The following is a 22,701-nucleotide window of genomic DNA, read 5'->3' on the forward strand; positions in this document are numbered from 1 at the left end:
CAGCCGAAGCGTTTCTGCGGGGTTTCGTGAGCGAGACGACAGACCAGGATCGTCCTGCCCCGCGCCCGATCACGGGGGTTATTCTTGCTGGTGGCCTGTCCCGCCGGATGGGCAACGACAAGCCGCTCGTGGAGATTGCCGGCCGACCGCTGCTTTCCTACGTGGTGAATGGTCTGCGCCCGCAGGTCGACGAACTCGTCATCAACGCCAATGGCGACGCGTCGCGCTTCAGTGAATTTCTTCTCCCTGTCGTTCCCGACGGCATCGACGGCAATCCGGGGCCTCTCGCCGGTATTCTCGCCGGGATGCGCTGGAGCCAGGTCTTCTGTCCGCAGGCGCGTTTCATGGCGAGCGCAGCCGTCGACACGCCCTTCTTTCCCGGTGATCTCGTCACGCGGCTTTCCGAAGGCTGCGGCCACGACGAAACGACGATCGCCGTCGCGGCATCGTTCAACGGCGTGCATCCCGTCTTCGGATTGTGGCCGATCGCGCTTGCCGACGATCTCGAGGAATGGCTGAAGAAGGCGAAATCGAGCAAGGTTCTCGACTTCGCGGACCATTACGTGCGTCTCAACGTGCCCTTCGACCATCTCGAAGCCGACGGCCGCCAGATCGATCCGTTCTTCAACGTCAACACGCCGGAGGACGCGGCCGAGGCACAGGCAATGCTCGAAGCGCTCAATCGAACTCAGGCTGCCGAATAGCCCGCCCGCGGATGGCGCCCCAGGTCTTCGGCATCACCGGCTGGAAAAATTCCGGCAAGACAACGCTCGTCGCCCGCCTCGTCAGCGAGTTCTCAGAGCGCGGCCTCGTCGTTTCCACGGTCAAGCACGCCCACCACGCCTTCGACATCGATCATCCCGGAACCGATTCTTTCCGGCATCGCGAGGCGGGGGCGCGCGAGGTTCTCCTCGTATCCGATCGCCGTTGGGCGCTGATGCATGAGCTCAGCGAAGAGGTGGAGCCCCCCGTCGAGGAGATGCTGTCGCGCCTGTCGCCCTGCGACCTCATCCTCATCGAAGGCTACAAGAAGGCACCTCACCCGAAGCTCGAAGTCCGCCGCCGCGACGGACGGCCCGGCCAGGCGCTCAGCGACAGCGATCCGTCGATCCTCGCAATCGCATCAGATTATCCGGTGGCGAACGCGAAGCTTCCGGTCTTCCATCTCGACGACGTTGCAAAAATTGCCGATTTCATCGCCGGGCACCTGTCGCTCGATGCCGCCAAATGAGGCAGTCTGCGCCTTTCGCGCCTCTGCCGGCTATGCCAGGAGGCGCAGAATCGGCCAAACCTGCATTGCCTGTGATCAAGTCTCCTTGCCGCAGGCACGGCGCTTGCTAAAGAGTTGCACAGGCTCAAAGTTTGGGCCGATTATAGGTCCAGCGGCCGTCCCAGGCCGCATCCAACAAGAAATTCGGGAGACAGCATGAGCTTGTTCAAAAAACTGGCGGCTGCAACGGTCCTCGCGGTCTTCGCCACGGGCGCAGCGCAGGCCCAGGAAACCTTGCGCATCGGCACGGAGGGCGCCTACCCCCCGTTCAGCGAAATCACGGCTGACGGTAAGCTCGTCGGCTTCGATATCGACATCGCCAATGCGCTCTGCGACGAGATGAAGGTGAAGTGCGAGTTCATCTCGCAGGATTGGGACGGCATAATTCCCGCCCTTCTCGCCGGCAAGTACGACGCCATCGTCGCCTCCATGTCGATCACGGAGGAGCGCAAGGAGAAGGTCGACTTCACCGACAAATATTACGACACGCCGCAGGCGATCGTCGTGCCGAAGGATTCCGACATCACGGAAGCGACCGCCGAATCGATGGCGGACAGAAGCGTCGGTGCGCAGAGCTCCACGACGCACTCGCAATATGCGGAACAGATCTTCCCGGATTCCGACATCCGCCTCTATCCCTCGGCCGACGAATACAAGCTCGATCTGGCGAGCGGACGTCTCGATGCAGCCCTCGACGACGTGATCGTTCTGTCGGAGTGGGTCGACAGCGAAGACGGCTCCTGCTGCAAGATTCTGACGACTCTGCCGGGCGATCCGAAAATCTACGGGCCGGGCATCGGCATCGCAGTGCGCAAGGGTGACGACGAGTTGCGCGAGAAGCTCAACGCCGCCATCAAGGCGATCCGCGAGAACGGCACCTACAAGAAAATCAACGACAAGTACTTCGACTTCGACGTCTATGGCGGATAAGTCGGGGTGTATGATGCATCGGATGGGGCTTTTGAGCCCCATCCTTCTGCCGCGCCAGGGATGACGGGCTGATGGAGTTTTTGGACCTCCTGTCGTTTGGAGGCGGCGGCTGGGGCGATGATCTTGCGGCCGGGCTTGCGGTCACGGTCGCGTTGGCGCTGACGACGCTGCCGATCGGGCTCGTGCTCGGATTTCTGCTGGCGCTCGCCAAGGACAGCGACGATCCCGGCCTCATCCGGGCGGCAACGATCTTCACGACGATCTTCCGCGGGCTACCGGAGCTTCTGACGCTGTTCATCATCTATTACGGCGGACAGATCGCACTGCAGAAGCTCTTCCGGCTTCTATTCGACACCTATGTCGAGTTTTCGTCTTTCACGGCGGGCGTGATCGCCCTGTCCCTCGTCTTCGCATCCTTCGCGAGCGAGGTCTTTCTGTCCGCCTTTCGCGGCATTCAGAAGGGCCAGTATGAGGGGGCGTACGCGCTCGGCCTGAGGCCGACGACGACGATGCGTCTCGTCATCCTGCCACAGCTCATCCGGCTCGCTTTGCCGGGGCTTTCGAACCTCTGGCTGATCTTGTTGAAGGATACGAGCCTCGTCTCCGTCATCGCCCTCAACGATCTTCTGCGCAACACCAACGTCGCCGTTGGCGTGACCAAACAACCGTTCTTCTTCTATTTCGTCGCCTGCATGATCTATCTGGTGCTGTCCATCATTTCGTCCTTCGGCATCAACGGCATCGACCGCTGGTCGCGGCGCGGCGAGGCCACGAAATGACGATGCGCGAGATGAGCGCCAATGAGGCCGCCAACCCGGCATATGTGTCCGACCGGATTCTTCCGGCGGAGCCTCCGCCCGCATCCGTCCGGCATTGGAGCAAGGCGCGCATCGCCGGCATCGTCTTGATGACGCTGTGGGCCGCGATCGCCCTCGCGCTGGTCGTCTTCTTCATCAGCGCCTGGAATCCGGAACTTCTGACGCGCTACGGGCCAAAGCTCCTCGACGGCCTCCTCGTCACGGTGGAGCTCGTCGTCTTGTCGGTCGCGCTCGGCGCGGTTCTGGCCGGCATCGTCGCGGCAGGTCGGCTTTCGAAGAACCGGTGGACGCGCGGGCTGGCTTTTGCCTTTGTGTATTTCTTTCGGGGAACACCGCTGCTTGCCCAGACCTTCCTCGTCTATTATGGCGCCGGGCAGTTTCGCGAGGTGTTCGAAGCGGCAGGGCTGTGGTGGTTCTTCCGCGACGCCTTCAATTGCGCCGCCCTCACCTTCACGCTCAACACCGCCGCCTATCAGGCCGAGATTTATGCCGGGGCCATCCGCGGCATCTCCGTCGGGCAGTGGGAAGGCGCCCGCGCGCTCGGGCTCTCGCCTGTCGTCATCTTCTTCAAGGTGGTCGCCCCGCAGGCTCTGATCACGGCTTTACGGCCGCTCGGCAACGAGATCATCTTCATGATCAAGGGCTCGGCGATCGCTTCCGTCATCACCGTCTATGATCTCCTGGGCGAGACGCGGCTTGCCTTTTCGCGCTCCTTCGATTTCCAGGTCTATCTCTGGGCCGCGGGGCTCTATCTCGTCGTCGTGGAAGCGCTCCGACGCGTCTGGGATGCGGCCGAACGACGGCTGACGCGGCATCTCAAGCCGGCGCAGGACAGCTCCGGCCAGCAGGTGGTGGCGGAACAGATCGGCGCGTAAGCCGCTAAAGCCTCACACGAAAAGCTCGGTCTGTTCGAACTTGGTCACGTCGATCAGGCCCTTGTCGGAGATCCTGAGCTCCGGGATGACGACGAGCGCGAGCAGCGAATGCTGCATGAAGGCGTTGTTGAGACGGCAGCCGCAGCTTTGCATGGCAGCGCCCATCCGTGCGGCCTTGGCGGCGACAGCTTCAGCGCGCTCCTCTGAAAGGAGGCCCGCGATCCTGAGCTCGACCAGCGCCAGTTTCTCGCCTTCGGATATCACCACGACTCCGCCGCCGACTTCGCCCAGGCGGTTCGCCGCCATCGCCATATCGGCCCGGTCGGTGCCGACGACGATCATCTGGTGGCTGTCATGGGCGACGGTGGAGGCGATGGCGCAGCGCCGGTTGTAGCCAAAGCCGGAGACAAACGCGTTCTGGACGGCCCCTGTGCCGCGATGGCGCTCCACCAGCGCAAGATGGGCGACATCGTTGGCCATATCGGCTTCAACCAACCCATCGACGACGCTCAGCTCACGCTGAAGCGCCTTCGTCGGCGCCTGGTTCTCGATGACACCGACGACGCGAACGCCGACACGGTCCTTTCCCTTTGGCGCGGGCACGGAAAAATCATCCGCCGTCAGCACGCGGCCCAGGCGGACCGTGTTCTTCGCCTCTTCCGGATATCCGTAGAGCGGGATGTCGGCGACGAGCGCCCCCTTCTCGGCGAGCAGCCGGCCGCGGCCATAGACGGCATCGATTTTCAGCGATGGCAGGTCCGACACGAGAAGGAGATCGGCCCGGCGCCCTGGCGCGATGGAGCCGAGCTCGCGTTCCAGACCGAAATGCTCTGCCGTGTTGAGCGTCGCCATCTGGATCGCCGTCACCGGCTTCAGCCCCTGGGCAATGGCGTGCCGCACGACGCGGTTCATATGTCCATCATGCACGAGCGTTCCGGAATGGCAGTCATCCGTGCACAGAACGAAGAAGCGCGGGTCGAGCCCCTTTTCGGTGACGGCCTTGATCTGAGCGGCGACATCGTACCAGGCGGAGCCGAGGCGCAGCATCGCGCGCATGCCCTGACGCACGCGCGCAATCGCATCCTCCATGCGGGTGCCTTCATGATCGTCGGCCGGACCGCCCGCCGCATAGGCATGAAAATCCACTCCGAGATCGGGGGAGGCATAATGGCCGCCGACGGTCTTGCCGGCCGACACCGACGCAATGATCTCGCCCAGCATCCGCTCGTTGCCCGCGGCGACGCCCGGAAAGTTCATCACCTCGCCAAGACCGATAATGCCCGGCCAGGACATCGCCTCGGCGACCTCCTCGGGGCCGAGCTCGGCACCTGCCGTCTCAAGACCGGGCGCGGACGGAACGCAGCTCGGCACTTCGACAAAGACGTTGATCGGCGCCGTCAGAGCTTCGTCATGCATGAGACGAACCCCGTCGAGACCGAGCACGTTGGCGATCTCATGGGGATCGACGAACATCGACGTCGTGCCGTGGGGAACGACAGCACGCACGAATTCCGTCACCGTCACCATGCCGCTTTCGACATGCATATGGGCGTCGCACAGGCCCGGCACGAGATAGCGGCCCCTGGCCTCCACCACCTCGGTCTTCTCGCCGATCGTATGGGAGGCATCCGGCCCGCAATAGGCGAAGCGCCCCGCGGTGATGGCGAGATCGGTGTTTTCGACAATCTCGCCGGAATGGACGTTCACCCAGCGGCCACCGCGGATGACGAGATCGGCCGGAGTACGCCCTGCGGCCACATCGACGAGGCGCGGCGCCACCTTTTGCCAGGACGGGAAAGGATCAGTCATTGTCACCTCCAAACGGCCGCGCGGCGCCGACAGCCGGCAAAAGCCTGACCAAACAGCTGGTCAAAGACTTGGGATACGTCGCTTACCAGGGCATGTTGGAAGAGCTCTGCCCCTGACAAGGCCTTTTTGATTGTCTAGAACCATGAGCAATCGCCGCGCAAAGCAAAAGGGAACGGAACATGGCGAAAGTTGCATTCATCGGCCTCGGCGTGATGGGATACCCGATGGCCGGGCATCTCGCCCATCGAGGCCATAAGGTTACCGTCTACAACCGCACGCAGGACAAAGCGGAGAAGTGGGTCGCCGAACACGGTGGCCGACATGCGCCGACGCCCGAGCATGCCGCTGAGGGCGCGGAATTCGTTTTCTGCTGTGTCGGCAACGACGAGGATCTCAGATCCGTTACGCTCGGCCGCGGCGGCGCTTTCAAGGGAATTGCGCCCGGGGCGATCTTCATCGACAACACAACGGCGAGTGCGGAAATCGCCCGAGAGCTGGCGCATGAAGCGCATGCACACCGCTTCTGCTTCCTGGATGCGCCTGTTTCCGGCGGCCAGGCCGGCGCCGAAAAGGGACAGCTGACAGTGATGGTCGGCGGTGAGCCCAAGGTCTTCGAGAAGGCTCGCCCGGTCATCGAATGCTACGCCAAGATGGTCGGATTGATGGGGCCGGTCGGCTCCGGCCAGCTCACCAAAATGGTCAACCAGATCTGCATCGCCGGCCTCGTCCAGGGGCTCTCCGAAGGCATCAACTTCGCACAGAAGGCGGGCCTTGACGTGGAGAAGGTGGTCGACGTCATCTCCAAGGGCGCGGCGCAGAGCTGGCAGATGGAGAACCGCTGGAAGACGATGACCGAGGATCATTACGATCACGGTTTCGCGGTGGATTGGATGCGCAAAGACCTCGCCATCTGCCTCGATGAGGCGAAAACCAACGGCGCACTTCTGCCGGTGACGGCGCTCGTCGATCAGTTTTACGGCGAGGTGCAGGCGATGGGCGGCAAGCGCTGGGACACGTCGAGCCTGATGAAGCGGCTGCAGAAATTCAATTGATCGCCAGGGGGCGATAAGACGCCCCCTACCCCTTCGTCTTCTGCGGCGGGTCGAGCTGCATGAAGTTGAGCGGCAGGGCCGTCGTGTCCTTGATCCTCTCCATGGCAAAGGCGGAGGAGACGTCGGTGATGTCGATCTTGGAGACGAGGCGCTTGTAGAAGGCGTCATACGCGGCGATGTCCGGCACGACCACCTTGATGAGGTAATCGACCTGCCCGCTCATGCGGTAAAATTCCACCACTTCTGGCATGTCCGAGATGATCTTGGCAAAGCGGAGAAGCCAGTCTTCGTTGTGCTGATTGGTGGTCACGAAGACGAAGACGGTGACATGCGCATTGACCGATTTCGGGTCGAGGACCGCCACCCGCTTCTTGATGACGCCGTCTTCTTCCATCTTCTGGATGCGCCGCCAGGCCGGGGTCGTCGACAGGCCGACACGCCGGGCGATCTCGGCGACGGGAAGCGTCACATCCTCCTGCAGGACAGTCAGGATCATGCGGTCAATGCGGTCCATTCAGGCCTCGGGCGAATTTTGGGTCGTTAGACCATTGTTGGCGCGCACGAGGCAAGCGCTGCGTCACTTGCCGTCCTTCTCTCCACTCTGCGGCTCGATAAGCTCGCGCACGCGCCCCCGCAAAAACGGCAGAACCTCTTCGCGAAAGAACGGATGACGCTTCAGCCAGGCGTTGTTGCGCCAGGAAGGGTGCGGGAGCGGCAGGACGGGCGGCGGACCCGACTGCGCGACAACATCCCGCCAGTCAGTGACGGTCTCCGTCAGCGTGCGACGGCGCAGAGAGCCGAGATGCCAGGCGATCGCGTACTGCCCGATCGCGAGCACGAGTTCCAGCTGCGGCATCGAAGCGAAGACTTCTTCGCGCCAGGAGGGCGCACATTCGCGCCGCGGCGGCAGGTCGCCGCCCTTTGCGTCCTGCCCCGGAAAACAGAACCCCATCGGCACGATGGCGATCTTCGAGACGTCGTAGAATTCGTCGCGCGTGACACCCAGCCAGTCGCGCAGGCGCTCGCCAGAGGGATCGTTGAACGGCGTCGTCGTGGCATGCGCGAGCGTGCCCGCCGCCTGGCTCGCAATGCACAAACGCGCCGTGGAGGAAATCCTCAGAATCGGATTCGGCTCGTGCGGCAAGGGCGCCGCGAACGGCCGCTCCACACAGATGCGGCAGAAGCGGATGCGTGCGGCGAGCGCCTCCGCCGTTTCAGGCGTCTCTTTGGAAGGCGTTTCAGCCACGCGATCAGGCAGACGCACTCGGGCGGGCCTTGAGACGCGCATGCCAATCGCGCAGAGCGGCAAAATCTTCTGGAATGTCCACCTTCGCAGGCTTCATGAAGTCGAAAGTGACAAGCGCAGTGATATCGGCAACGGAAAAGCTGTCACCGGCGATGAATTCCCTTCCCCGCATCTCGCGGTCGAGGAAGGCGAAAAGCTCCGGCAGCCGCTCGCGGCAGGCCGTCGCCCATTCCGGCACCTGGTTTTCGAGTTCCGCCATCGCGGGGTGCGAGTGGCGGAAGATCGCAGCCACGAGCGCATAGAGATCGAGCTCGATGCGGCGGTTCCACATTTCCACCTGCGCCTGCTCCAAAGCGGTCTTTCCGAAAAGCGCCGGGTCAGGATGCAGCGCCTCGAAATAGCGGCAGATCGCCATCGTTTCCGAAAGCGCGGTGCCATCATCAAGGACAAGAACCGGCAAGCGGCGCATCGGGTTGAGGCGAAGAAAATCGAGCGAATAATGCTCCTTCTTGCCAATATCGACGGGCTCGAGAGGTATTTCGAGGCCCTTCTCGGCCAGGAAAATCCGCACCCGGCGTGGGTTCGGCGCGCGTCCGCCATCGAGTAACTTCACTCTCACCTCCGCTTCGGCCCGGTTACCCGGACCACGGCCTTACGGCCTCTTAACCATCTTCACTCGCCCGATCTTAACCGCGCTCCACTACGAAAAAGCGGGAAAAGAGTTGGGGAAGAACCCATGGTGGATGTGGCACAGGCGACGATTTTGCAGGCTTCGCCCGACGAGTCCCGTGCCGCACGCCGCAATATGATCACCCGCGCGCTGGTGCGCAACGTCGCGACGGAGAGCGGGCCGAGCGACGCGCTTTTCCACTTCGAGCAGGAGATGGCGGATCAATACGCCAGGAACCGCATCTCCTTCGCGCCGATCGTGCTTGGCCTCATCCTCGTCCTGACCGTGATGATGGGCTTCATCGGCAACCCGCTATGGGCCGCCTCCTGGGGCGCGGGCGTGCTCGTCCTGCATCTTGCGGCGACCTTCGTCTGCCGCCGCTATGCGGCACTTGCCCCCAATCAGCGCTCGCTGGTCGACTGGAAGAACCGCTTCGTGGTGGTGGAAGCGCTCTATGGTCTCGGCTGGGCGGTGTTTCCTTTCCTGTTTCCGATGGCGGGCGCTGCCGACACGCTGATCGGCATCGACGTGGTGCGCTTTGCGACCGTCATCGTCTTTATGTCGTTGAGTGCCCTCGTCGCGGCCCCCTTGCCGGCGGCGTCCGTCGCCAGCACGCTGCCGATCGCCATCGGCCTCGGTGCGGCGCATATGGTGTCGCCGAGCCTCATCGACATGATGGTGGCCTTCTGCGCGCTCGGTGCGGAAGCGATGCTTCTCTACCTGACCGGCCAGCTCAACGAGCAATATGCGCAGAGCCTGGTGTTTCGCGCAGAGAAGGACGCCGTTCTCGCCGAGCTCGAACAGGGCAAGGCCGTCTCCGACGAGGCCAGGCGGCGGGCCGAAGCGGCCAATATGGCAAAATCGCAGTTTCTGGCGACGATGAGCCACGAGCTCAGGACGCCGCTCAACGCCATCCTCGGCTTCTCCGAAGTGATGCGCAACGAGATGCTCGGTCCGATCGAGAACGATGCCTACAAGGACTATCTCAACGACATCTACAATTCCGGCCAGCATCTCCTGAAGCTGATCAACGAGATCCTAGACCTCTCCCGCATCGAGGCGGGCAAGCGGGAATTGCGCGAGGAGCTCCTTTCTCTCGTCAGCATCGCGCAGGATGCCAAAGGGCTGCTCGACCTCAAGGCGCGGCAGAAGAACATCAAGGTGTCGGAAGCGTTCGAGGAGCACATGCCGAAGATCGTCGTCGACGAGCAGGCAATCCGGCAGGTGACGCTCAACCTTCTTGCCAATGCGCTCAAATTCACCCCGGCCGGCGGCGAGGTGGCCCTCAAGGTCGGCCGCACCGAGGGCGGCGGCCAGTATATCTCCGTGCGCGACAACGGCCCGGGCATTCCCGCCGACGAACTGCCGATCGTCCTCTCAGCTTTCGGCCAGAGCTCGATCTCGATCAAGAACGCCGAACAGGGGACCGGCCTCGGCATTCCCATCGTCCAGGCGCTGATCCACCTTCACGGGGGCCACTTCATCCTGCGCAGCAAGGTCGGCGTCGGTACCGAAGCCATCGCCATCCTGCCGGCGAAGCGGGTCGTTTCGTCATTCACCGACGACAACCGCACCTGGGCCTTGATGCGGGCACGCAAACCCGCGCAGCTGCGCAAGGCGAGCTGAACGGAAACGGCATAAGAGCATCGCCATCAGAGACGGCGATGCCCTTTCTTAAATCTCAGATGACGAAGCTCAGCCGCCAGCGCGATCGACGTTGACGCCCTCACCCGACACGCCGGCCTCGCCGAAAGTCGCCATGTTGGAATGGGTGTAGGCGGCAGCGCGGACGATGGCCGCGGCAATCGCCGCACCCGTGCCTTCGCCGAGCCGCATGCCGAGATCGAGAAGCGGCGCGCCGCCCATCGCTTCGACGGCCTGACGGTGCGCCTTCTCTGCCGAGCGATGCGCGAAGATGCAGTGATCGGTGGCGCCCGGCGCCATCTTGTGGACCACGGCAACCGCCGCGCTCGTGACGAAGCCGTCGACCACCACCGGGATGCGCTGCATGCGCGCTGCCAGAACGGCGCCCACCATGGCGGCGAGTTCGCGGCCGCCGACGCGCTTCAGAATGACGAGCGGATCGGTTTCGCCCCTCACTCTCTCGCAGGCGAGCCTGACCGCCTCGATCTTCGCTTCCAGGACCGCACCCGTCGAACCGGAGCCGTAGCCCACCCATTCCTCCGGCTCGCCGCCGAAGAGTGCGCAGAAGAGCGCCGAAGCAACCGTGGTATTGCCGACGCCCATCTCGCCGAGGCAGAGAAGATCGATGCCCTCGATCGCCTCCATGCCGTAGGCGATGGTGGCCGCGCAATCGCGCTCGCTCAGCGCATCCTTCTCCGCGATATCGCCCGTCGGCAGTTCCAGCGCGAGCTCAAAGACCTTGAGGCCGACATTGAAGGAGGTGCAGAGCTGGTTGATCGAGGCGCCGCCGGCGCGGAAATTCGCCACCATCTGCTGCGTGACATCGGCCGGATAGGGCGCGACACCGCGAGCCGCAACCCCGTGATTGCCGGCGAAAACGGCAACCATCGGGCGCTCGATGACGGGCTTTTCCTGTCCCTGCCAGCCGGCCAGCCAGATGGCGATCTGCTCCAGGCGACCAAGGCTTCCGGGAGGCTTCGTCAAACGCCCCTGGCGGGCGCGGGCCGCGGCAAGAGCCTCGGCATCGGGAGCCGGAAGGCTCTTCACGAGGTCACGAAAATCGTCGAACGGCGCAGCGCGTGTGCCGGCATCACGGATGGACAATGGGATTCTCACTTCTTTTGGGAGCCATTGGGGAGGAAAGGTCCACTTTACAGCCGCTTAAAGCGACGATCAAAGGAGCGCAATGCGTCAGCCCGCCCTGTTTCAACGCCTCCCTCGCCGGCCTAATGGTAGCCAGGTTTTATCCTGCCGGAGGCTCGCATGAGCTCGCTCGCCCAACACTTCACCCGCCTGCCGCAGGACCTTCGCGCCTGCCTCGCCTTCCTGTCCCGCCTGCCGATCCGGGCCAAGCCCGAGCCGAGCGAAGAACGCCCGCTTTCGGTCTCCTCCGCCTGCCTACCGCTCGCGGGGATGCTGATCGCGCTCACCCCGGCGGTCATCTTATCGCTCATCATCTCCTTCGGCGGCTCGACGGTGCTCGCAGCCGCCGTGGCGCTCGGCGCGATGGCGCTGATCACCGGCGGGCTGCACGAAGACGGGCTCGGCGATACGGCCGACGGCTTCGGCGGCGGCAAGACGCGCGAACAGCGGCTGGAGATCATGCATGACAGCCGCATCGGCACATATGCGCTCCTCGCTCTCCTCTTCACCGTGATCATCAAGGTGGTCGCGCTTGGCGAGATCTCGCAGAGCGTGGGCGTCGGCGCCTTTTCCATCATCTGCGTCGCGGCCCTTTCGCGCGCCCTCGCCTACACGCATTGGACGAGCCTCCCGCCGGCCCGTACGGACGGTGTCGCGAGCTGGGCCGGATGGCCGAAGACCGCCGATCTCGGCTTCGCGGTTCTCCTGAGCGTACCCGCGATCCTCATCCTCATCGTCATGTTCCCGTTCACCGGCATCCTCGCCATCATTCTGGCGACGCTCGGCGTCTTCGCCTTCAGCGCCATGGCGCGGCGGCTGATCGGCGGGCATACCGGCGACACGATCGGCGCCTCGGAACAGATTGCAGCCACAATCCTGTTCGCAACTCTGGCACTCGGGGCCTGAAATCCCCATTTGGGGGCTCATGCTCGACCAATCGTTCATCATCCTCGGTTCCGGCGACGCGGAATGGCCCCGCGTTGTCTACCTTATTGGCGTCCTGATCCTCGTCGTCGGTGGTCTCGCCGCCTATCGCGGGCGCCTCGGCACGGCCGCGAAGCACGCTCTCATCTGGGTCGCCCTCGTCGTCGGGCTGGTTGTGGTCTATGCCTATCGCGAGCCTTTGACGCGCTTTGCCGGACCGGTGATCGATGTTTTGGCACCCGGGCGCATGACGGTGAGCGTCGACGAAAGCGGGCGACAGGTGCTCAATGTCGGCCGCAGCTCCAACGGGCATTTCAAGCTCACCGCCGATGTCGACGGTCATGAGCTCGACTTCCTCGTCGATACAGGCGCTTCGAGCCTCGTTCTGACCTATGAGGACGCCGCACGGGCCGGCATCGACGTGACGGCCCTGCGTTTCGACCGGATGGTGGAGACGGCGAACGGCATCACGCTGCAGGCACGCGCCGAAATCCACACGCTCAAGATCGGCCCCCTCACCTTGAACAACGTCCCGGCCGGCGTGGCGCAGGAAGGCCAGCTCTTCTCCAACCTTCTCGGCATGAACGTGCTGAACCGTTTTGCCTCATGGCGGGTGGAGAACGGCGAACTCATCATCACGCCGCAGAGCTGAATCACGCCACAGAGCTGATCAAGCTCCGCTCGCGCTCGTCACTCAGGCGGCGAGACTTTCAAGCCCGCCAGCTTCCGCAAGACCTGCGAGCGCCTTTTCGATGACCTCCGGCCCGGCGCCCGCCTTCACGCCTTCGACGGTCAGGATGCGCCGCCAGATGCGCGCGCCCGGACGCCCGTGAAAGAGGCCGATCATCGGCTTCGTCACCGCCGCCATGCGCCCGCCCGCAGCGCAATGCGCCTCCGCATAGGCGCACATCCGCCGCGCTGCGGCGATGAGATCGGGCGCTGACGCCTTCTCCCCATAAATCTCGCGGTCGACGCCGCCAAGAAGGCCCGGATCCTGATAGGCGGCACGACCGAGCATGACGCCGTCGACCGTCTCAAGATGCGCCTTTGCCGCCGCAAGGTCCGTGATGCCGCCGTTGATGCCGATGAAACGATCCGGCCAGCGCGTTTTCAACCGATAGACGCGGTCGTAATCGAGCGGCGGCACGTCGCGATTTTCCTTCGGCGACAAACCCTGAAGCCAGGCCTTGCGCGCATGCACCCAGAGCGCGTCGGCTCCCGCCGCAAAGGCCAGATCGGCGAGCGCATCGAGCGCCGTCTCGATATCCTGATCGTCGACGCCCAGACGGCATTTTACGGTGACCGGAAGATCGACGGCTGCCTTCATTGCGGTAACGCCGCGCCCGACGACTTCCGGCTCGCGCATCAGACAGGCGCCGAACGTGCCCGATTGCACCCGGTCGGAGGGACAGCCGACATTGAGATTGATTTCGTCATAGCCGAAATCGGCGCCGATGCGGGCCGCCTTGGCGAGCTTCGCCGCATCGCTGCCGCCGAGCTGCAGGGCGACGGGATGCTCCTCGGCATCGAAACCGAGCAGCCGGTCGCGATCGCCATGAATGAGGGCATCGGCCGTCAGCATCTCCGTATAGAGGAGCGCCCGCCGCGTCAGCCCACGATGGAAATAGCGGCAGTGCCGATCGGTCCAGTCGATCATCGGCGCAACGGAGAATTTATGCAGATATTCAGTCACTTAATTTCCAACACAGAGTCCCGCCGCGATTGGACGGACAGGCGCTGAACGCCGCCATCCAAGGATTTGGGAGACCATCACCTCGCCTGGGGTGATCGCGCATCCGCAGAGCACAATGAAACGATTTTCTGGCTCTCTTCAATGCCAAGCCGGGATTCAGCAAGGGAGGCGGCCGCCGATCTGACTGCGTCGTGGCAAAGGTCCTTCGCAGCGCACCGATCGAATGGACGCCGTCGCGGCCGTTGAATAAGCATCCCCGCCGCGAAACGGGGACGCTCAAGGATGCGCGCGGATATCAGAGATCGATCAGGACCGATTTCGTGCGCCGGTTGGCGAGGAATGCCTCGCGTCCCAGGTCCTTGCCGAGGCCGGAGGCCTTCCATCCGCCCGTCGGCAGGATGTGATCGCGGGAGCGGCCATAGCGGTTGACCCAGACCGTGCCGGCTTCGAGACGCCGGGTCATCCGCAGGGCCCGCGACAGATCGCGGGTGAAAAGCCCGGAACTCAGACCATAGGTCGGGTGACGCGCCATCGCGGCCGCTTCGTCTTCGCTGCCGAAAGACTGTAGCGACAAGACCGGCCCGAACACCTCCTCGCGCATCACGGGGGACTCTTCTGGTGCATCCGTCACCAGGGTCGGCTGAAAGAAACTGCCCGCGCGATCGAACCGCGCCCCGCCGCAGACGATCTGCGCGCCGGCTTTGCGAGAGGTGTCCAGAATCCCGCTGATCCTCGAGAGCTGACCTTCGGAGATGATCGGCGGGAAGGTCGTCGTCTCGTCCCATGTCGGACCGGGGCGAACGGCGCTCATCAGCGTGACGATGCGCTCGCCGAGTTCCTGAGCCACCGAGGCCTCTGCCAGAACGCGCGAGCCGGCGACACAGCCCTGCCCGGCATTGCTCAGGATTGTACGGGTGATGCACTGCGCCGCGAGCTCGATGTCGGCATCGGCGAAGACGACCTGGGGCGATTTCCCGCCGAGCTCCAGCGTCACCGGCTTGATGCCGTTGCGGGCCGCATTTTCCATCACGGCGATGCCTGCCCGTGTCGATCCCGTAAACGAGACCTTGCCGATGTCCGGATGCGCCACCAGCGCCTCGCCGGTGGTCGCGCCATCGCCGAGCACCACATTGAAGAGCCCGGCCGGAAGCCCGGCCCGAACCGCGAGCTCTGCCAGATAAAGCGTCGAAAACGGCGTCATTTCAGACGGTTTGAGCACCACGGCATTGCCCGCCGCCAATGCCGGCCCGAGCTTCCATCCGGCGAGCGCGATCGGCACATTCCAGGCCGTGATGGCACCGACGACGCCATAAGGTTCAGATGCGATAAAGCCCATCTGCCCGTCCGATGTCGGCACCAGCGCGTCGCATTCCTTGTCGGCGAATTCGGCGAAGAAGCGGATCTGTTCGGCCGCCACCACCACGTCGCCCGTCGTCGCCTCGGCAATCGGTCGCGATGAGGCGACCGCTTCCAGCCGGGCCAGGGTCGTCGCCTCCGCCTCGATCAAGTCCGCCCAGGCATGCAGAATACGGACCCGGTCACGCGGTGCGCAGCCCGCCCATCCCGAGCTCTCCAGCGCCGCCTTCGCCGAGGCGACGGCCCGGTCCACGGTCTGCGCGTCCGCGAGCGGGACGGAGGCCAGCTTGCGCCCGTCAGAGGGGGCAAAAACCTCGATCGCGTCCGGGCCCTGAAGATAGGCGCCGTCGATGAAGTGGCCCCGGGGCAGCTCGAGGGTGTCGGGATCGAAGCTGAGTGTCATGAGGTCGTTCCTGTTTCACTGAGAGAAGGTCGGCGGCGTTGATCAGGTGTGCGGCAGCGCGGGGCCGAGAGCCGCGCCGGCACGCCTCTGGCGTCGCCTGTGCGCTCGGGCATGCCATCAAGCCTCAGCAGAGCGCCTGACTTGCGAGGGCGTAGACCTCGGCAGGACCGGTCTGCCGGGTCGGGGCGGCTCCCGGCCGCGTCATGGCGAGCCCGGTCGAGACACGCTCAAGGCCGGCTTCTGCCGCAATCGCAGCCAGGCGGTCTCCCGCGGCAGTCAGGTCGAAACGCAGAAAAGTCCCAGCTGTGCGCGCGATGCCGGCCCGAAGAAGCCCCTCAGCCGTCGCATCGTCGCGCGCCACCAGCGGGCCGATCAGCATGCCGCGCCCAAACTTGCGGAGCGCCACATATCCCTGAAGCACGCTCCCGTCACGCTGCACCCATATGTCCCCGTCACGCAGCAACAGCGCCAGCAGCGCGCGACGGTTCATTCCGATCGCCTCCAGATCCAAAGCCGCAAGAGCGTCCAGATCGTCCGAAGTCGCCTTCTCGACCCTGTCAGGCGCCTCCACCCTCACGGCCGTACCGCCGTACTGGGTGATCATGCCGGTCGCGGCGAAGCCCAACTTTTCATAGAGCGGGCGGCCGGCCTCGGTCGCGGTCAGACGACATTCTCTGTGCCCCGCCGCATCGAGCGCCGCCTGCATCAACCGCCGGCCGAGCCCAATTCCGCGGACCGAAGGATCGACGATGATCATGTTGCAGGTACCAGCCGCCTCCCCGTAGGGCACGAAGTTGGCGGTCCCGACCAATTGCCCGTTCAACACGGCGCCCCGGCCCTTGCCGAGTTCCAGGAGGTGCCCCCAGTCTTCGGGTCGATGCAGCCAGTTTTCCTGCACCGAAAGGCGGTGTGCGTGGGGGATATGTTCGGGCGTCAGGTCGATCAGTTCGACACGGGCCCCAGCCGTGGCATTCATTGGGATCTCCTTGTTGCGGACCACGCCTCACGCGCGACAAAAGCGGCGCGGCCGTCGGTCAGTCCGCAGGATGAGAAGCGCGGCTCCTTCACCCTCCGGCGATCTGCGCCGTTGCGAAGTGCGAGCGAATGCCTCTCGACAGCTTCGGCGGTTGTTCGCACGCGATCGGCTGAGATCGTTTCAATTCAGAAAGACTGCCGGCGGCCTCCAGAACGGAGGTGTGTGACGGCAGTCGTTCCGCAATTCGTCACCTCGACGGAGCGAGAGGGAACGCCTGTCCCGTTTCAGCGCGTGGCGCGCGCCAGAGCCAGCCGATCACGCAGACGATAGCCCTGGATGACAGCGGGAAGGAAATAAGGCTTGCCGTTGTAGAAGGGTATGGCCGCCGGGGGGCGGAACTCGAAGGCGGTGCGGGCCTGATCGTCTCCGAGCAGCTTGTGCGCTGCGCGGGTTCCAAGCCAGGGCGCCCACACGACACCAGAGCCACAGAAACCGGTGGCATAGGTCACGCCCTCGCGCTCGAAAAGGCGCGGAACCATGTCCCAGTTCATAGCGACATGGCCATACCAGCTGTGACTGAGGCCGACATTCTTCAGCTCCGGGAAGATCCGCAGCAAGCCCTGGCGGATATTCTCCGTAGGCTCTGTTTCGTCAGTGCCCGTAGAGGCATCGCGCCCGCCCAGAAGAATGCGCGTACCGTCCGGCGTCGGCCGGAAATAGTGCCCCAGGATCAGCCCTTCGCTGTACATCATCCGGCTCGGCATCAACCGGTCCATCACCTCGATGGGCAGCGGATCTGTCACGATGATCCGGCTGCGAACCGGGATCAGACGACGCCGCAACCACGGATCGGAGCCATCGGTGTAGCCGTTGGTGCAGACGAGAACCTGGCGGGCAGAGACGGTGCCCGCTGAGGTCTCGACGGAGAATTCGGCGCCGTCGCGACGAACGCCCTTCACCTCAGTCCCGGAATGCACGGCGGCACCGGCCTCCAGTGCGAGGCGTAAAATCTCTGCGGCGAGTTTCGCCGGGTGCACCCCGCCGATGTCCATGCGCACATGGCCGCCGCGATAGAAATCACTGCCGATATAGCGGGATTGCTCGGCCTGCGGCACGGCAAAGGCTTCTATTCCAAGCCGCTTGTGCAGCGTCTCTGCAGTGCGCGCACCGGCTTCATATTGCTCCCTTCCGATGGCGCCACCAAACTTGCCCACCGGCTGAAAATCGCAATCGAGCTTTTCGGTGCGAATGAAGTCGTAGAGGAATTCCCGCGCCGTCTTGCCTTCGGCTTCGATGGCAAGCGCGCGGTCTTCACCAAAGCGGCGAGAGAGCTCGTCGAAGCTCGGCCGAATGTTGCCGCTCGTAATGCCCCCGTTGCGCGAAGAGGCGCCCTCGCCCGGCATCATCTTGTCCACGACGACGACAGATCGTCCTGCACGGGCCAGGATCACCGCGGCAGTCAGCCCCGCAAAGCCGGCCCCGACGATCAGAACGTCGGTCTTTTGCGGCAGGGACTGCGCAGGCAGCGGCCGAACGGGAGCGGCAACCCACCAATAAGGGCTGTTCTGAATTTGAGCAGTTTTCGACATTGGCCTATCTCTGAAGGATGGTTTTACAAATGGCGATCGAACTGAACGGCGCCGATGATCCAGAGCACTGCAGCCGGCTCGGAGCTCACATTGCTCAAGCTATGAGGAAGCATCCCGTCGAAGGCGAAACTATCGCCATGTGAAAGAGCGACGTTCTTGCCGTCGACAGTCAGGATAACCTCTCCGTCGAGGACGAGACCGCCCTTTTCGGCAGGATAACTGAGCGCCCACCCACCCGATTCCGCGCCGGCATCGATGTGAATGATCATCAGCTGCAGGTGCGGCTTATCCGTCGGCGTCAGCAATTCCTTCTGCAAATCCCCGAGGTCTATGATCGGGCGATTGTCCGCGCGCCGGACAAAGTCGGGATCTCCCGCATGCTCCGTCTCGGATGCAGGCTTGGCGAAGAGCTCCTGAAACGAGACGTTCAGCGCCCGCCGCAAAGATGTGAGCAAGCGCACCGAGGGATTGGCGAGGCCGCGTTCGACCTGGCTGATCATGCCGACGGAAACGCCTGACGCCTCGGCGAGCGCCTTCAGGGACATTCCCTTCTGCTTGCGCAAAAGGCGCAAAGTGTACCCAACATGTTCCTCGGCATGCTCGACGCTAAAGTTGGACTTCTGATCCATAGACGGCTCCCTTCCGGCAAGCGTGTGTCAGCAGAAGGCCGGGTTCAGCAATGCCTGACGGCGTCCTCGCAATTTGCACACTGCACGCAAAATTTTGAAATTTCAATCGGAAATGCCTCATTTCCATCGACGCCTGAAAAATAGCCAAAATACGTTTTTCCTATATATATCAACTTATTGAGCAGACTTTATTGAAGCAAATGGTCCCGTCGATCGGTGGCCAATCATCAAAATTCTTGCGGCTAATTTCAATATATGCTCACCTGCGTCAAGCATGGCAGGAGGAGCGTTTCGTGACAATCGAGCCTAACCCGCGCCCGCTCGGCCAGGACGCCGCGCTTTCGATCAGAAACCTGACATTGAACCTTCCCAAAGGGATGGAGCGCTCCTACGCGGTCTCGCAGATCTCGTTTGATCTCGTGCCGGGCAAAATTCTCTGCATCATCGGGGAGTCGGGGTCAGGAAAATCGATCACCGCGAACGCCATCATGGGGCTCCTTCCCTTCAGCATTCGCATCGGTGAAGGCAGCATCTACGTGGGCACCACGGAGATTCAGTCCATGAATCCTGCGGCGCTTCGCGACATGCGCGGGCGGAAGGTGTCCATGATCTTCCAGGACCCGCTCTCGGCGCTCAATCCTCTGATGACGGTCGGCGATCAGATTGTCGAAGTCATGTCCGCGCACGGGGTCGGCACCAAGGCCGAACGCAAATCCCGCGCTGTCAAGCTTCTGAAAGAGGTCGGACTGCCCGACCCCGAGACGATGTACCGGCAATACCCGTTCCGGCTGTCCGGCGGTCAGCGGCAACGCGTCATGATCGCCATGGCGCTCGCGCTCGAACCCGGCATCTTGATTGCGGACGAACCGACGACCGCGCTGGATGTCACCACCCAGGCGCAAATCCTGGCGCTTATCAAAGACATCCAGCACCGCAAGAATATGAGTGTCGTGTTCATCACCCACGATTTCGGCGTGGTGGCCGAGATCGCCGACAACGTGGTGGTGATGGAGAAGGGCAAGATCGTCGAGCAGGGCGATGCGGATACGGTCCTCAAGACGCCCTCCCATCCCTATACCAAGCGCCTGATCGCCGCGGTTCCACACATCATCGGGCAGGACCGCACGCCTCATGTCGCCCGCAGCGACACGCCCATTCTAAAAGTTCGCGACCTCGTCAAGACCTATCGCAGCGGCAGCCGGATGTTCGGCACCGAGCGCGTCGTCAAGGCGGTCCAGGGCGCGAGCTTCGATCTCTTGCCCGGGCGCACGCTTGGCGTTGTCGGAGAAAGCGGTTCGGGCAAGTCCTCGATGGGGCGCCTTCTGGTCAAACTGGCCGAAAGCGACGGCGGCGAGATCTTTTTCGAGGGCACGGATATCGCTCCGATGTCCGAGGCCGAGTTCCGCCCGCTGCGTCCGCGGATCCAGATGATCTTTCAGGATCCCTTCGCCTCCCTCAACCCGCGCTCGACCATCGGCCAGATCCTGACCGTCGGTCCGTGCGCGCATGGCATGTCGTTTTCAGATGCAAAGGCCGAAGCGCTCGCCTTGCTCACCGAGGTCGGTCTCGATCCTGGAGCTTTCGATCGCTACCCGCACGAATTCTCTGGCGGCCAGCGTCAGCGTGTCGGCATCGCCCGGGCGCTGATGTTCAAACCCCGCCTCCTCGTCGCCGATGAATCGGTCTCGGCACTGGACGTGTCCATCCAGGCACAGATCCTCGAACTGCTTGACCGGATCCAGCGGGAGACCGGCGTCTCGATGGTGTTCATCACCCACGACCTGCGCGTCGCCTCGCAGATCAGTGACGAAATTGCCGTCATGCAGAAGGGTCGCATCGTCGAGATGGGACCGCCCTCGCAGATCTTTCTCAATCCCCAAAGCGACTACACGCGAGAGCTGGTGGCAGCAATTCCAGGGGAAAAGGCGGCCGCCTGAAGCCGCCAACCCACCAACCCGTTCATTTCGAGAGGGAAGAGTCGATGACCGAGAAGAAAAGCATAACTTTGACCCGGCGCGGTGCGCTCGGACTTATGGGCGCCGCCGGCGCCACGCTGATGGCCCCCAATCTGCTCGGCAAGCCGGCCTTTGCGCAGACCGAGGGCTCCCCGGAGGGCCGGGTGATCGTGGGCCTCGTGCAGGAACCCACCGTTTTCAACCCGTTGATGGTCAAAATCGAAGTCGACGACGGCGTTCACTTCTCGGTCTTCGACGCCTTGTTCCGCTTCACGCCTGAAGGCGAGGTCGTGCCCAACCTCGCAACCGAGGTGCCCACCCAGGCCAACGGCGGCATTTCCGAGGATGGCACCGAGTGGCGCATCAAGCTGCGCGACGACGTGAAATGGCACGACGGCGAGCCATTTACGGCCGAAGATGTGAAATTCACGCTCGAGCTGATCGTGAATCCGGATTTCCGCGCCTGGCGAACGGCCGGGCACTCGCTTTTGCGTGACATCACCGTGGTCTCCCCGACGGAGCTGACCTGGCGGATGGAAGAGCCGTTTTCGCCCTACCTGTCCTTCCTGACGGAAACCTTCATCGTTCCCAAGCATGCCTTCGAAGGCGTCGAAGACCCCAACAGCGCCCCCTTCAACCAGAGCCCGATCGGCACCGGCGCGTTCAAATGGGACCGTCGTCTCGCCGGCGACCGGGTCGAGCTGCTCGCCAACGCCGATTATCACGGCGAAGGACCCTACCTCGAACGGCTTGTGTTCAAGTATATCCCGGACATCACCGTTCACTTCACGCAGTTCCGCAGCGGCGACATCGACCTTTTGGGCCGGATGTACATCACGCCGGACAATTACGAAGAAGCCAAGACCCTCCCCGATCGCACGCTGGTGCTGCAACCGGCTCCGTCGATTGAATCGATCGCGCTCAACCTGGAGCGTCCGCAATTCAAGGAACTCGCGGTGCGCGAGGCTCTTTACGCGGCCATCGACAAGCAAGCGATCATCGACGCGATCTACTACGGCGTGCATGATCCTGTCGAAAGCTATGTGCCGCGCAACTCCTACTACTATTATCCGGACCTGCCGCGGCACGAATACTCGCCCGACAAAGCCAATGCGCTTCTCGACGAAGCCGGCTGGAAACGCGGCGCCGGCGGTATCCGCGAAAAAGATGGCGTGCGGCTTTCCTTCAAGAACTCCACCACCTCCGGCAACCATCTCCGCGAGCAGATGCAGCAATTCGTCCAGCAAATGCTGCAACAGATCGGCGTCGAGATGACGATTGAAAACATGCCGGCTGCCGTCATGTGGGGCGATTTCTGGATGCAGTCGCGCTTCGACACGGCGGTCGTCGGCACGACCTACCTGATCGGCTCGGACCCGGACGTCACCAACCGCTTCCATTCGAGCGCGATCACCGCACAGGGCGGCTCCGGCTCAAACAACGTGCAGATCAAGAACGCCCGCATCGACGAGCTTCTGGAAAAAGGCACGCGCATCTTCGATCCGGCCGAGCGCAAGGTCATCTACGACGAGGTGCAACAGATCGTCCGTCACGAGCTGCCGTTCCTGCCGCTCTTTGCCGAGAACTTCATCCACGGACGCAAGTCCGGGATCGAAGGCTTCGAACCCAACGGCAACACCCGCACGGAATCCTGGAACGCCGCCAGCTGGTATTGGGTCAGCTGACCTCTCCGGCGCCCGTCGCCGCCTCTGCGGCGGC

Annotated in this window: 21 protein-coding genes; 11 read left to right on the top strand and 10 right to left on the bottom strand. The window is 63.3% G+C overall.

Translation table 11 applies throughout. The annotated features are described in order from the left end of the window. Nucleotides 1–26: 26 nt before the first annotated feature. The 5 genes from mobA to NYQ83_RS04915 all read left to right on the top strand — a co-directional run bounded on the left by mobA (nucleotide 27) and on the right by NYQ83_RS04915 (nucleotide 3,893). Nucleotides 27–704, top strand: coding sequence for a molybdenum cofactor guanylyltransferase MobA (gene mobA, locus NYQ83_RS04895; protein WP_234630694.1), 678 nt, complete (start codon nucleotides 27–29; stop codon nucleotides 702–704). A gap of 11 nt (nucleotides 705–715) precedes the next feature. Further along, complete coding sequence (gene mobB, locus NYQ83_RS04900; protein ID WP_261212951.1) at nucleotides 716–1,231, top strand: molybdopterin-guanine dinucleotide biosynthesis protein B; 516 nt, start codon at nucleotides 716–718, stop codon at nucleotides 1,229–1,231. A 195-nt stretch (nucleotides 1,232–1,426) separates the two neighbouring features. Next, nucleotides 1,427–2,200: an ABC transporter substrate-binding protein gene (locus NYQ83_RS04905; protein ID WP_128292845.1), complete on the top strand. Its 774-nt coding sequence runs from the start codon at nucleotides 1,427–1,429 to the stop codon at nucleotides 2,198–2,200. Nucleotides 2,201–2,268: 68 nt separating this feature from the next. Continuing rightward, nucleotides 2,269–2,979 (top strand): ABC transporter permease, encoded by a 711-nt coding sequence (locus tag NYQ83_RS04910; RefSeq protein ID WP_409976979.1) that lies wholly within the window; start codon nucleotides 2,269–2,271, stop codon nucleotides 2,977–2,979. Nucleotides 2,980–3,107: 128 nt separating this feature from the next. Then, nucleotides 3,108–3,893 carry an ABC transporter permease gene (locus NYQ83_RS04915; protein WP_261213950.1) on the top strand — a complete coding sequence of 262 codons (786 nt, stop codon included), beginning with the start codon at nucleotides 3,108–3,110 and terminating at the stop codon, nucleotides 3,891–3,893. A 12-nt stretch (nucleotides 3,894–3,905) separates the two neighbouring features. Here NYQ83_RS04915 and ade read toward each other — a convergent pair whose 3' ends face one another. Then, nucleotides 3,906–5,702 (bottom strand): adenine deaminase, encoded by a 1,797-nt coding sequence (gene ade / locus NYQ83_RS04920; protein WP_261212954.1) that lies wholly within the window; start codon nucleotides 5,700–5,702, stop codon nucleotides 3,906–3,908. Between the two features lie 149 nt (nucleotides 5,703–5,851). Here ade and NYQ83_RS04925 point away from each other — a divergent pair, with 149 nt between their 5' ends. Further along, on the top strand, nucleotides 5,852–6,754 hold the full coding sequence (locus NYQ83_RS04925; RefSeq protein ID WP_261213952.1) for an NAD(P)-dependent oxidoreductase: 903 nt from the start codon (nucleotides 5,852–5,854) through the stop codon (nucleotides 6,752–6,754). Nucleotides 6,755–6,779: 25 nt separating this feature from the next. Here the strand turns inward: NYQ83_RS04925 and NYQ83_RS04930 are convergent, their stop codons facing one another. The 3 genes from NYQ83_RS04930 to NYQ83_RS04940 all read right to left on the bottom strand — a co-directional run bounded on the left by NYQ83_RS04930 (nucleotide 6,780) and on the right by NYQ83_RS04940 (nucleotide 8,613). Then, the gene (locus NYQ83_RS04930; RefSeq protein WP_128292832.1) at nucleotides 6,780–7,268 is read right to left on the bottom strand and encodes an Lrp/AsnC family transcriptional regulator; all 489 of its coding nucleotides are present in this window, start codon (nucleotides 7,266–7,268) and stop codon (nucleotides 6,780–6,782) included. Between the two features lie 63 nt (nucleotides 7,269–7,331). Beyond that, nucleotides 7,332–8,000: a uracil-DNA glycosylase family protein gene (locus tag NYQ83_RS04935; RefSeq protein ID WP_261212957.1), complete on the bottom strand. Its 669-nt coding sequence runs from the start codon at nucleotides 7,998–8,000 to the stop codon at nucleotides 7,332–7,334. Between the two features lie 4 nt (nucleotides 8,001–8,004). Beyond that, nucleotides 8,005–8,613 (bottom strand): glutathione S-transferase family protein, encoded by a 609-nt coding sequence (locus NYQ83_RS04940; protein ID WP_261212958.1) that lies wholly within the window; start codon nucleotides 8,611–8,613, stop codon nucleotides 8,005–8,007. A gap of 123 nt (nucleotides 8,614–8,736) precedes the next feature. On the opposite strand from NYQ83_RS04940, the gene NYQ83_RS04945 reads away from it, so the two are divergent. Next, nucleotides 8,737–10,296, top strand: coding sequence for a sensor histidine kinase (locus tag NYQ83_RS04945; protein WP_261212960.1), 1,560 nt, complete (start codon nucleotides 8,737–8,739; stop codon nucleotides 10,294–10,296). A gap of 69 nt (nucleotides 10,297–10,365) precedes the next feature. Here the strand turns inward: NYQ83_RS04945 and cobT are convergent, their stop codons facing one another. Continuing rightward, complete coding sequence (cobT, locus tag NYQ83_RS04950; RefSeq protein WP_409976980.1) at nucleotides 10,366–11,412, bottom strand: nicotinate-nucleotide--dimethylbenzimidazole phosphoribosyltransferase; 1,047 nt, start codon at nucleotides 11,410–11,412, stop codon at nucleotides 10,366–10,368. Between the two features lie 165 nt (nucleotides 11,413–11,577). Here cobT and cobS point away from each other — a divergent pair, with 165 nt between their 5' ends. Together cobS and NYQ83_RS04960 are read left to right on the top strand one after the other, a co-directional pair. After that, nucleotides 11,578–12,363: an adenosylcobinamide-GDP ribazoletransferase gene (cobS, locus tag NYQ83_RS04955; protein WP_128292821.1), complete on the top strand. Its 786-nt coding sequence runs from the start codon at nucleotides 11,578–11,580 to the stop codon at nucleotides 12,361–12,363. Between the two features lie 19 nt (nucleotides 12,364–12,382). Next, nucleotides 12,383–13,033, top strand: coding sequence for a TIGR02281 family clan AA aspartic protease (locus NYQ83_RS04960; RefSeq protein ID WP_261212966.1), 651 nt, complete (start codon nucleotides 12,383–12,385; stop codon nucleotides 13,031–13,033). A gap of 42 nt (nucleotides 13,034–13,075) precedes the next feature. Here the strand turns inward: NYQ83_RS04960 and dusA are convergent, their stop codons facing one another. From dusA to NYQ83_RS04985, 5 genes are all read right to left on the bottom strand, one after another. Further along, the gene (gene dusA / locus NYQ83_RS04965) at nucleotides 13,076–14,038 is read right to left on the bottom strand and encodes a tRNA dihydrouridine(20/20a) synthase DusA (protein WP_409976981.1); all 963 of its coding nucleotides are present in this window, start codon (nucleotides 14,036–14,038) and stop codon (nucleotides 13,076–13,078) included. A 331-nt stretch (nucleotides 14,039–14,369) separates the two neighbouring features. Then, complete coding sequence (locus NYQ83_RS04970) at nucleotides 14,370–15,833, bottom strand: aldehyde dehydrogenase family protein (protein WP_261212970.1); 1,464 nt, start codon at nucleotides 15,831–15,833, stop codon at nucleotides 14,370–14,372. A gap of 124 nt (nucleotides 15,834–15,957) precedes the next feature. Next, nucleotides 15,958–16,809: a GNAT family N-acetyltransferase gene (locus tag NYQ83_RS04975; protein WP_261212972.1), complete on the bottom strand. Its 852-nt coding sequence runs from the start codon at nucleotides 16,807–16,809 to the stop codon at nucleotides 15,958–15,960. Nucleotides 16,810–17,093: 284 nt separating this feature from the next. After that, complete coding sequence (locus NYQ83_RS04980) at nucleotides 17,094–18,398, bottom strand: NAD(P)/FAD-dependent oxidoreductase (protein ID WP_261212974.1); 1,305 nt, start codon at nucleotides 18,396–18,398, stop codon at nucleotides 17,094–17,096. A gap of 23 nt (nucleotides 18,399–18,421) precedes the next feature. Beyond that, nucleotides 18,422–19,027, bottom strand: a complete 606-nt coding sequence (locus NYQ83_RS04985; RefSeq protein ID WP_261212976.1) for a helix-turn-helix domain-containing protein — start codon at nucleotides 19,025–19,027, stop codon at nucleotides 18,422–18,424. 377 nt (nucleotides 19,028–19,404) lie between these two features. Between NYQ83_RS04985 and NYQ83_RS04990 the strand changes: the two genes are divergently transcribed. Further along, a complete protein-coding gene (locus NYQ83_RS04990) occupies nucleotides 19,405–20,964 on the top strand; it encodes an ABC transporter ATP-binding protein (RefSeq protein WP_261213954.1) in 1,560 nt (519 codons plus the stop codon). Nucleotides 20,965–21,008: 44 nt separating this feature from the next. After that, nucleotides 21,009–22,667: a peptide ABC transporter substrate-binding protein gene (locus tag NYQ83_RS04995; RefSeq protein ID WP_261212978.1), complete on the top strand. Its 1,659-nt coding sequence runs from the start codon at nucleotides 21,009–21,011 to the stop codon at nucleotides 22,665–22,667. Nucleotides 22,668–22,701: the final 34 nt, after the last annotated feature.

It is taken from the genome of Afifella sp. JA880 (genome assembly GCF_025379905.1).
GTDB lineage: Bacteria > Pseudomonadota > Alphaproteobacteria > Rhizobiales > Afifellaceae > Afifella > Afifella aestuarii.

Coding starts and splice junctions, on each gene's coding strand:
- mobB (WP_261212951.1), top strand. CDS start 716: ATGGCGCCCCAGGTCTTCGGCATCACCGGCTGGAAAAATTCCGGCAAG.
- NYQ83_RS04905 (WP_128292845.1), top strand. CDS start 1,427: ATGAGCTTGTTCAAAAAACTGGCGGCTGCAACGGTCCTCGCGGTCTTC.
- NYQ83_RS04915 (WP_261213950.1), top strand. CDS start 3,108: ATGACGCTGTGGGCCGCGATCGCCCTCGCGCTGGTCGTCTTCTTCATC.
- ade (WP_261212954.1), bottom strand. CDS start 5,702: ATGACTGATCCTTTCCCGTCCTGGCAAAAGGTGGCGCCGCGCCTCGTC.
- NYQ83_RS04930 (WP_128292832.1), bottom strand. CDS start 7,268: ATGGACCGCATTGACCGCATGATCCTGACTGTCCTGCAGGAGGATGTG.
- NYQ83_RS04945 (WP_261212960.1), top strand. CDS start 8,737: ATGGTGGATGTGGCACAGGCGACGATTTTGCAGGCTTCGCCCGACGAG.
- cobS (WP_128292821.1), top strand. CDS start 11,578: ATGAGCTCGCTCGCCCAACACTTCACCCGCCTGCCGCAGGACCTTCGC.
- NYQ83_RS04960 (WP_261212966.1), top strand. CDS start 12,383: ATGCTCGACCAATCGTTCATCATCCTCGGTTCCGGCGACGCGGAATGG.
- dusA (WP_409976981.1), bottom strand. CDS start 14,038: ATGATCGACTGGACCGATCGGCACTGCCGCTATTTCCATCGTGGGCTG.
- NYQ83_RS04970 (WP_261212970.1), bottom strand. CDS start 15,833: ATGACACTCAGCTTCGATCCCGACACCCTCGAGCTGCCCCGGGGCCAC.
- NYQ83_RS04975 (WP_261212972.1), bottom strand. CDS start 16,809: ATGAATGCCACGGCTGGGGCCCGTGTCGAACTGATCGACCTGACGCCC.
- NYQ83_RS04980 (WP_261212974.1), bottom strand. CDS start 18,398: ATGTCGAAAACTGCTCAAATTCAGAACAGCCCTTATTGGTGGGTTGCC.
- NYQ83_RS04985 (WP_261212976.1), bottom strand. CDS start 19,027: ATGGATCAGAAGTCCAACTTTAGCGTCGAGCATGCCGAGGAACATGTT.
- NYQ83_RS04990 (WP_261213954.1), top strand. CDS start 19,405: ATGGAGCGCTCCTACGCGGTCTCGCAGATCTCGTTTGATCTCGTGCCG.
- NYQ83_RS04995 (WP_261212978.1), top strand. CDS start 21,009: ATGACCGAGAAGAAAAGCATAACTTTGACCCGGCGCGGTGCGCTCGGA.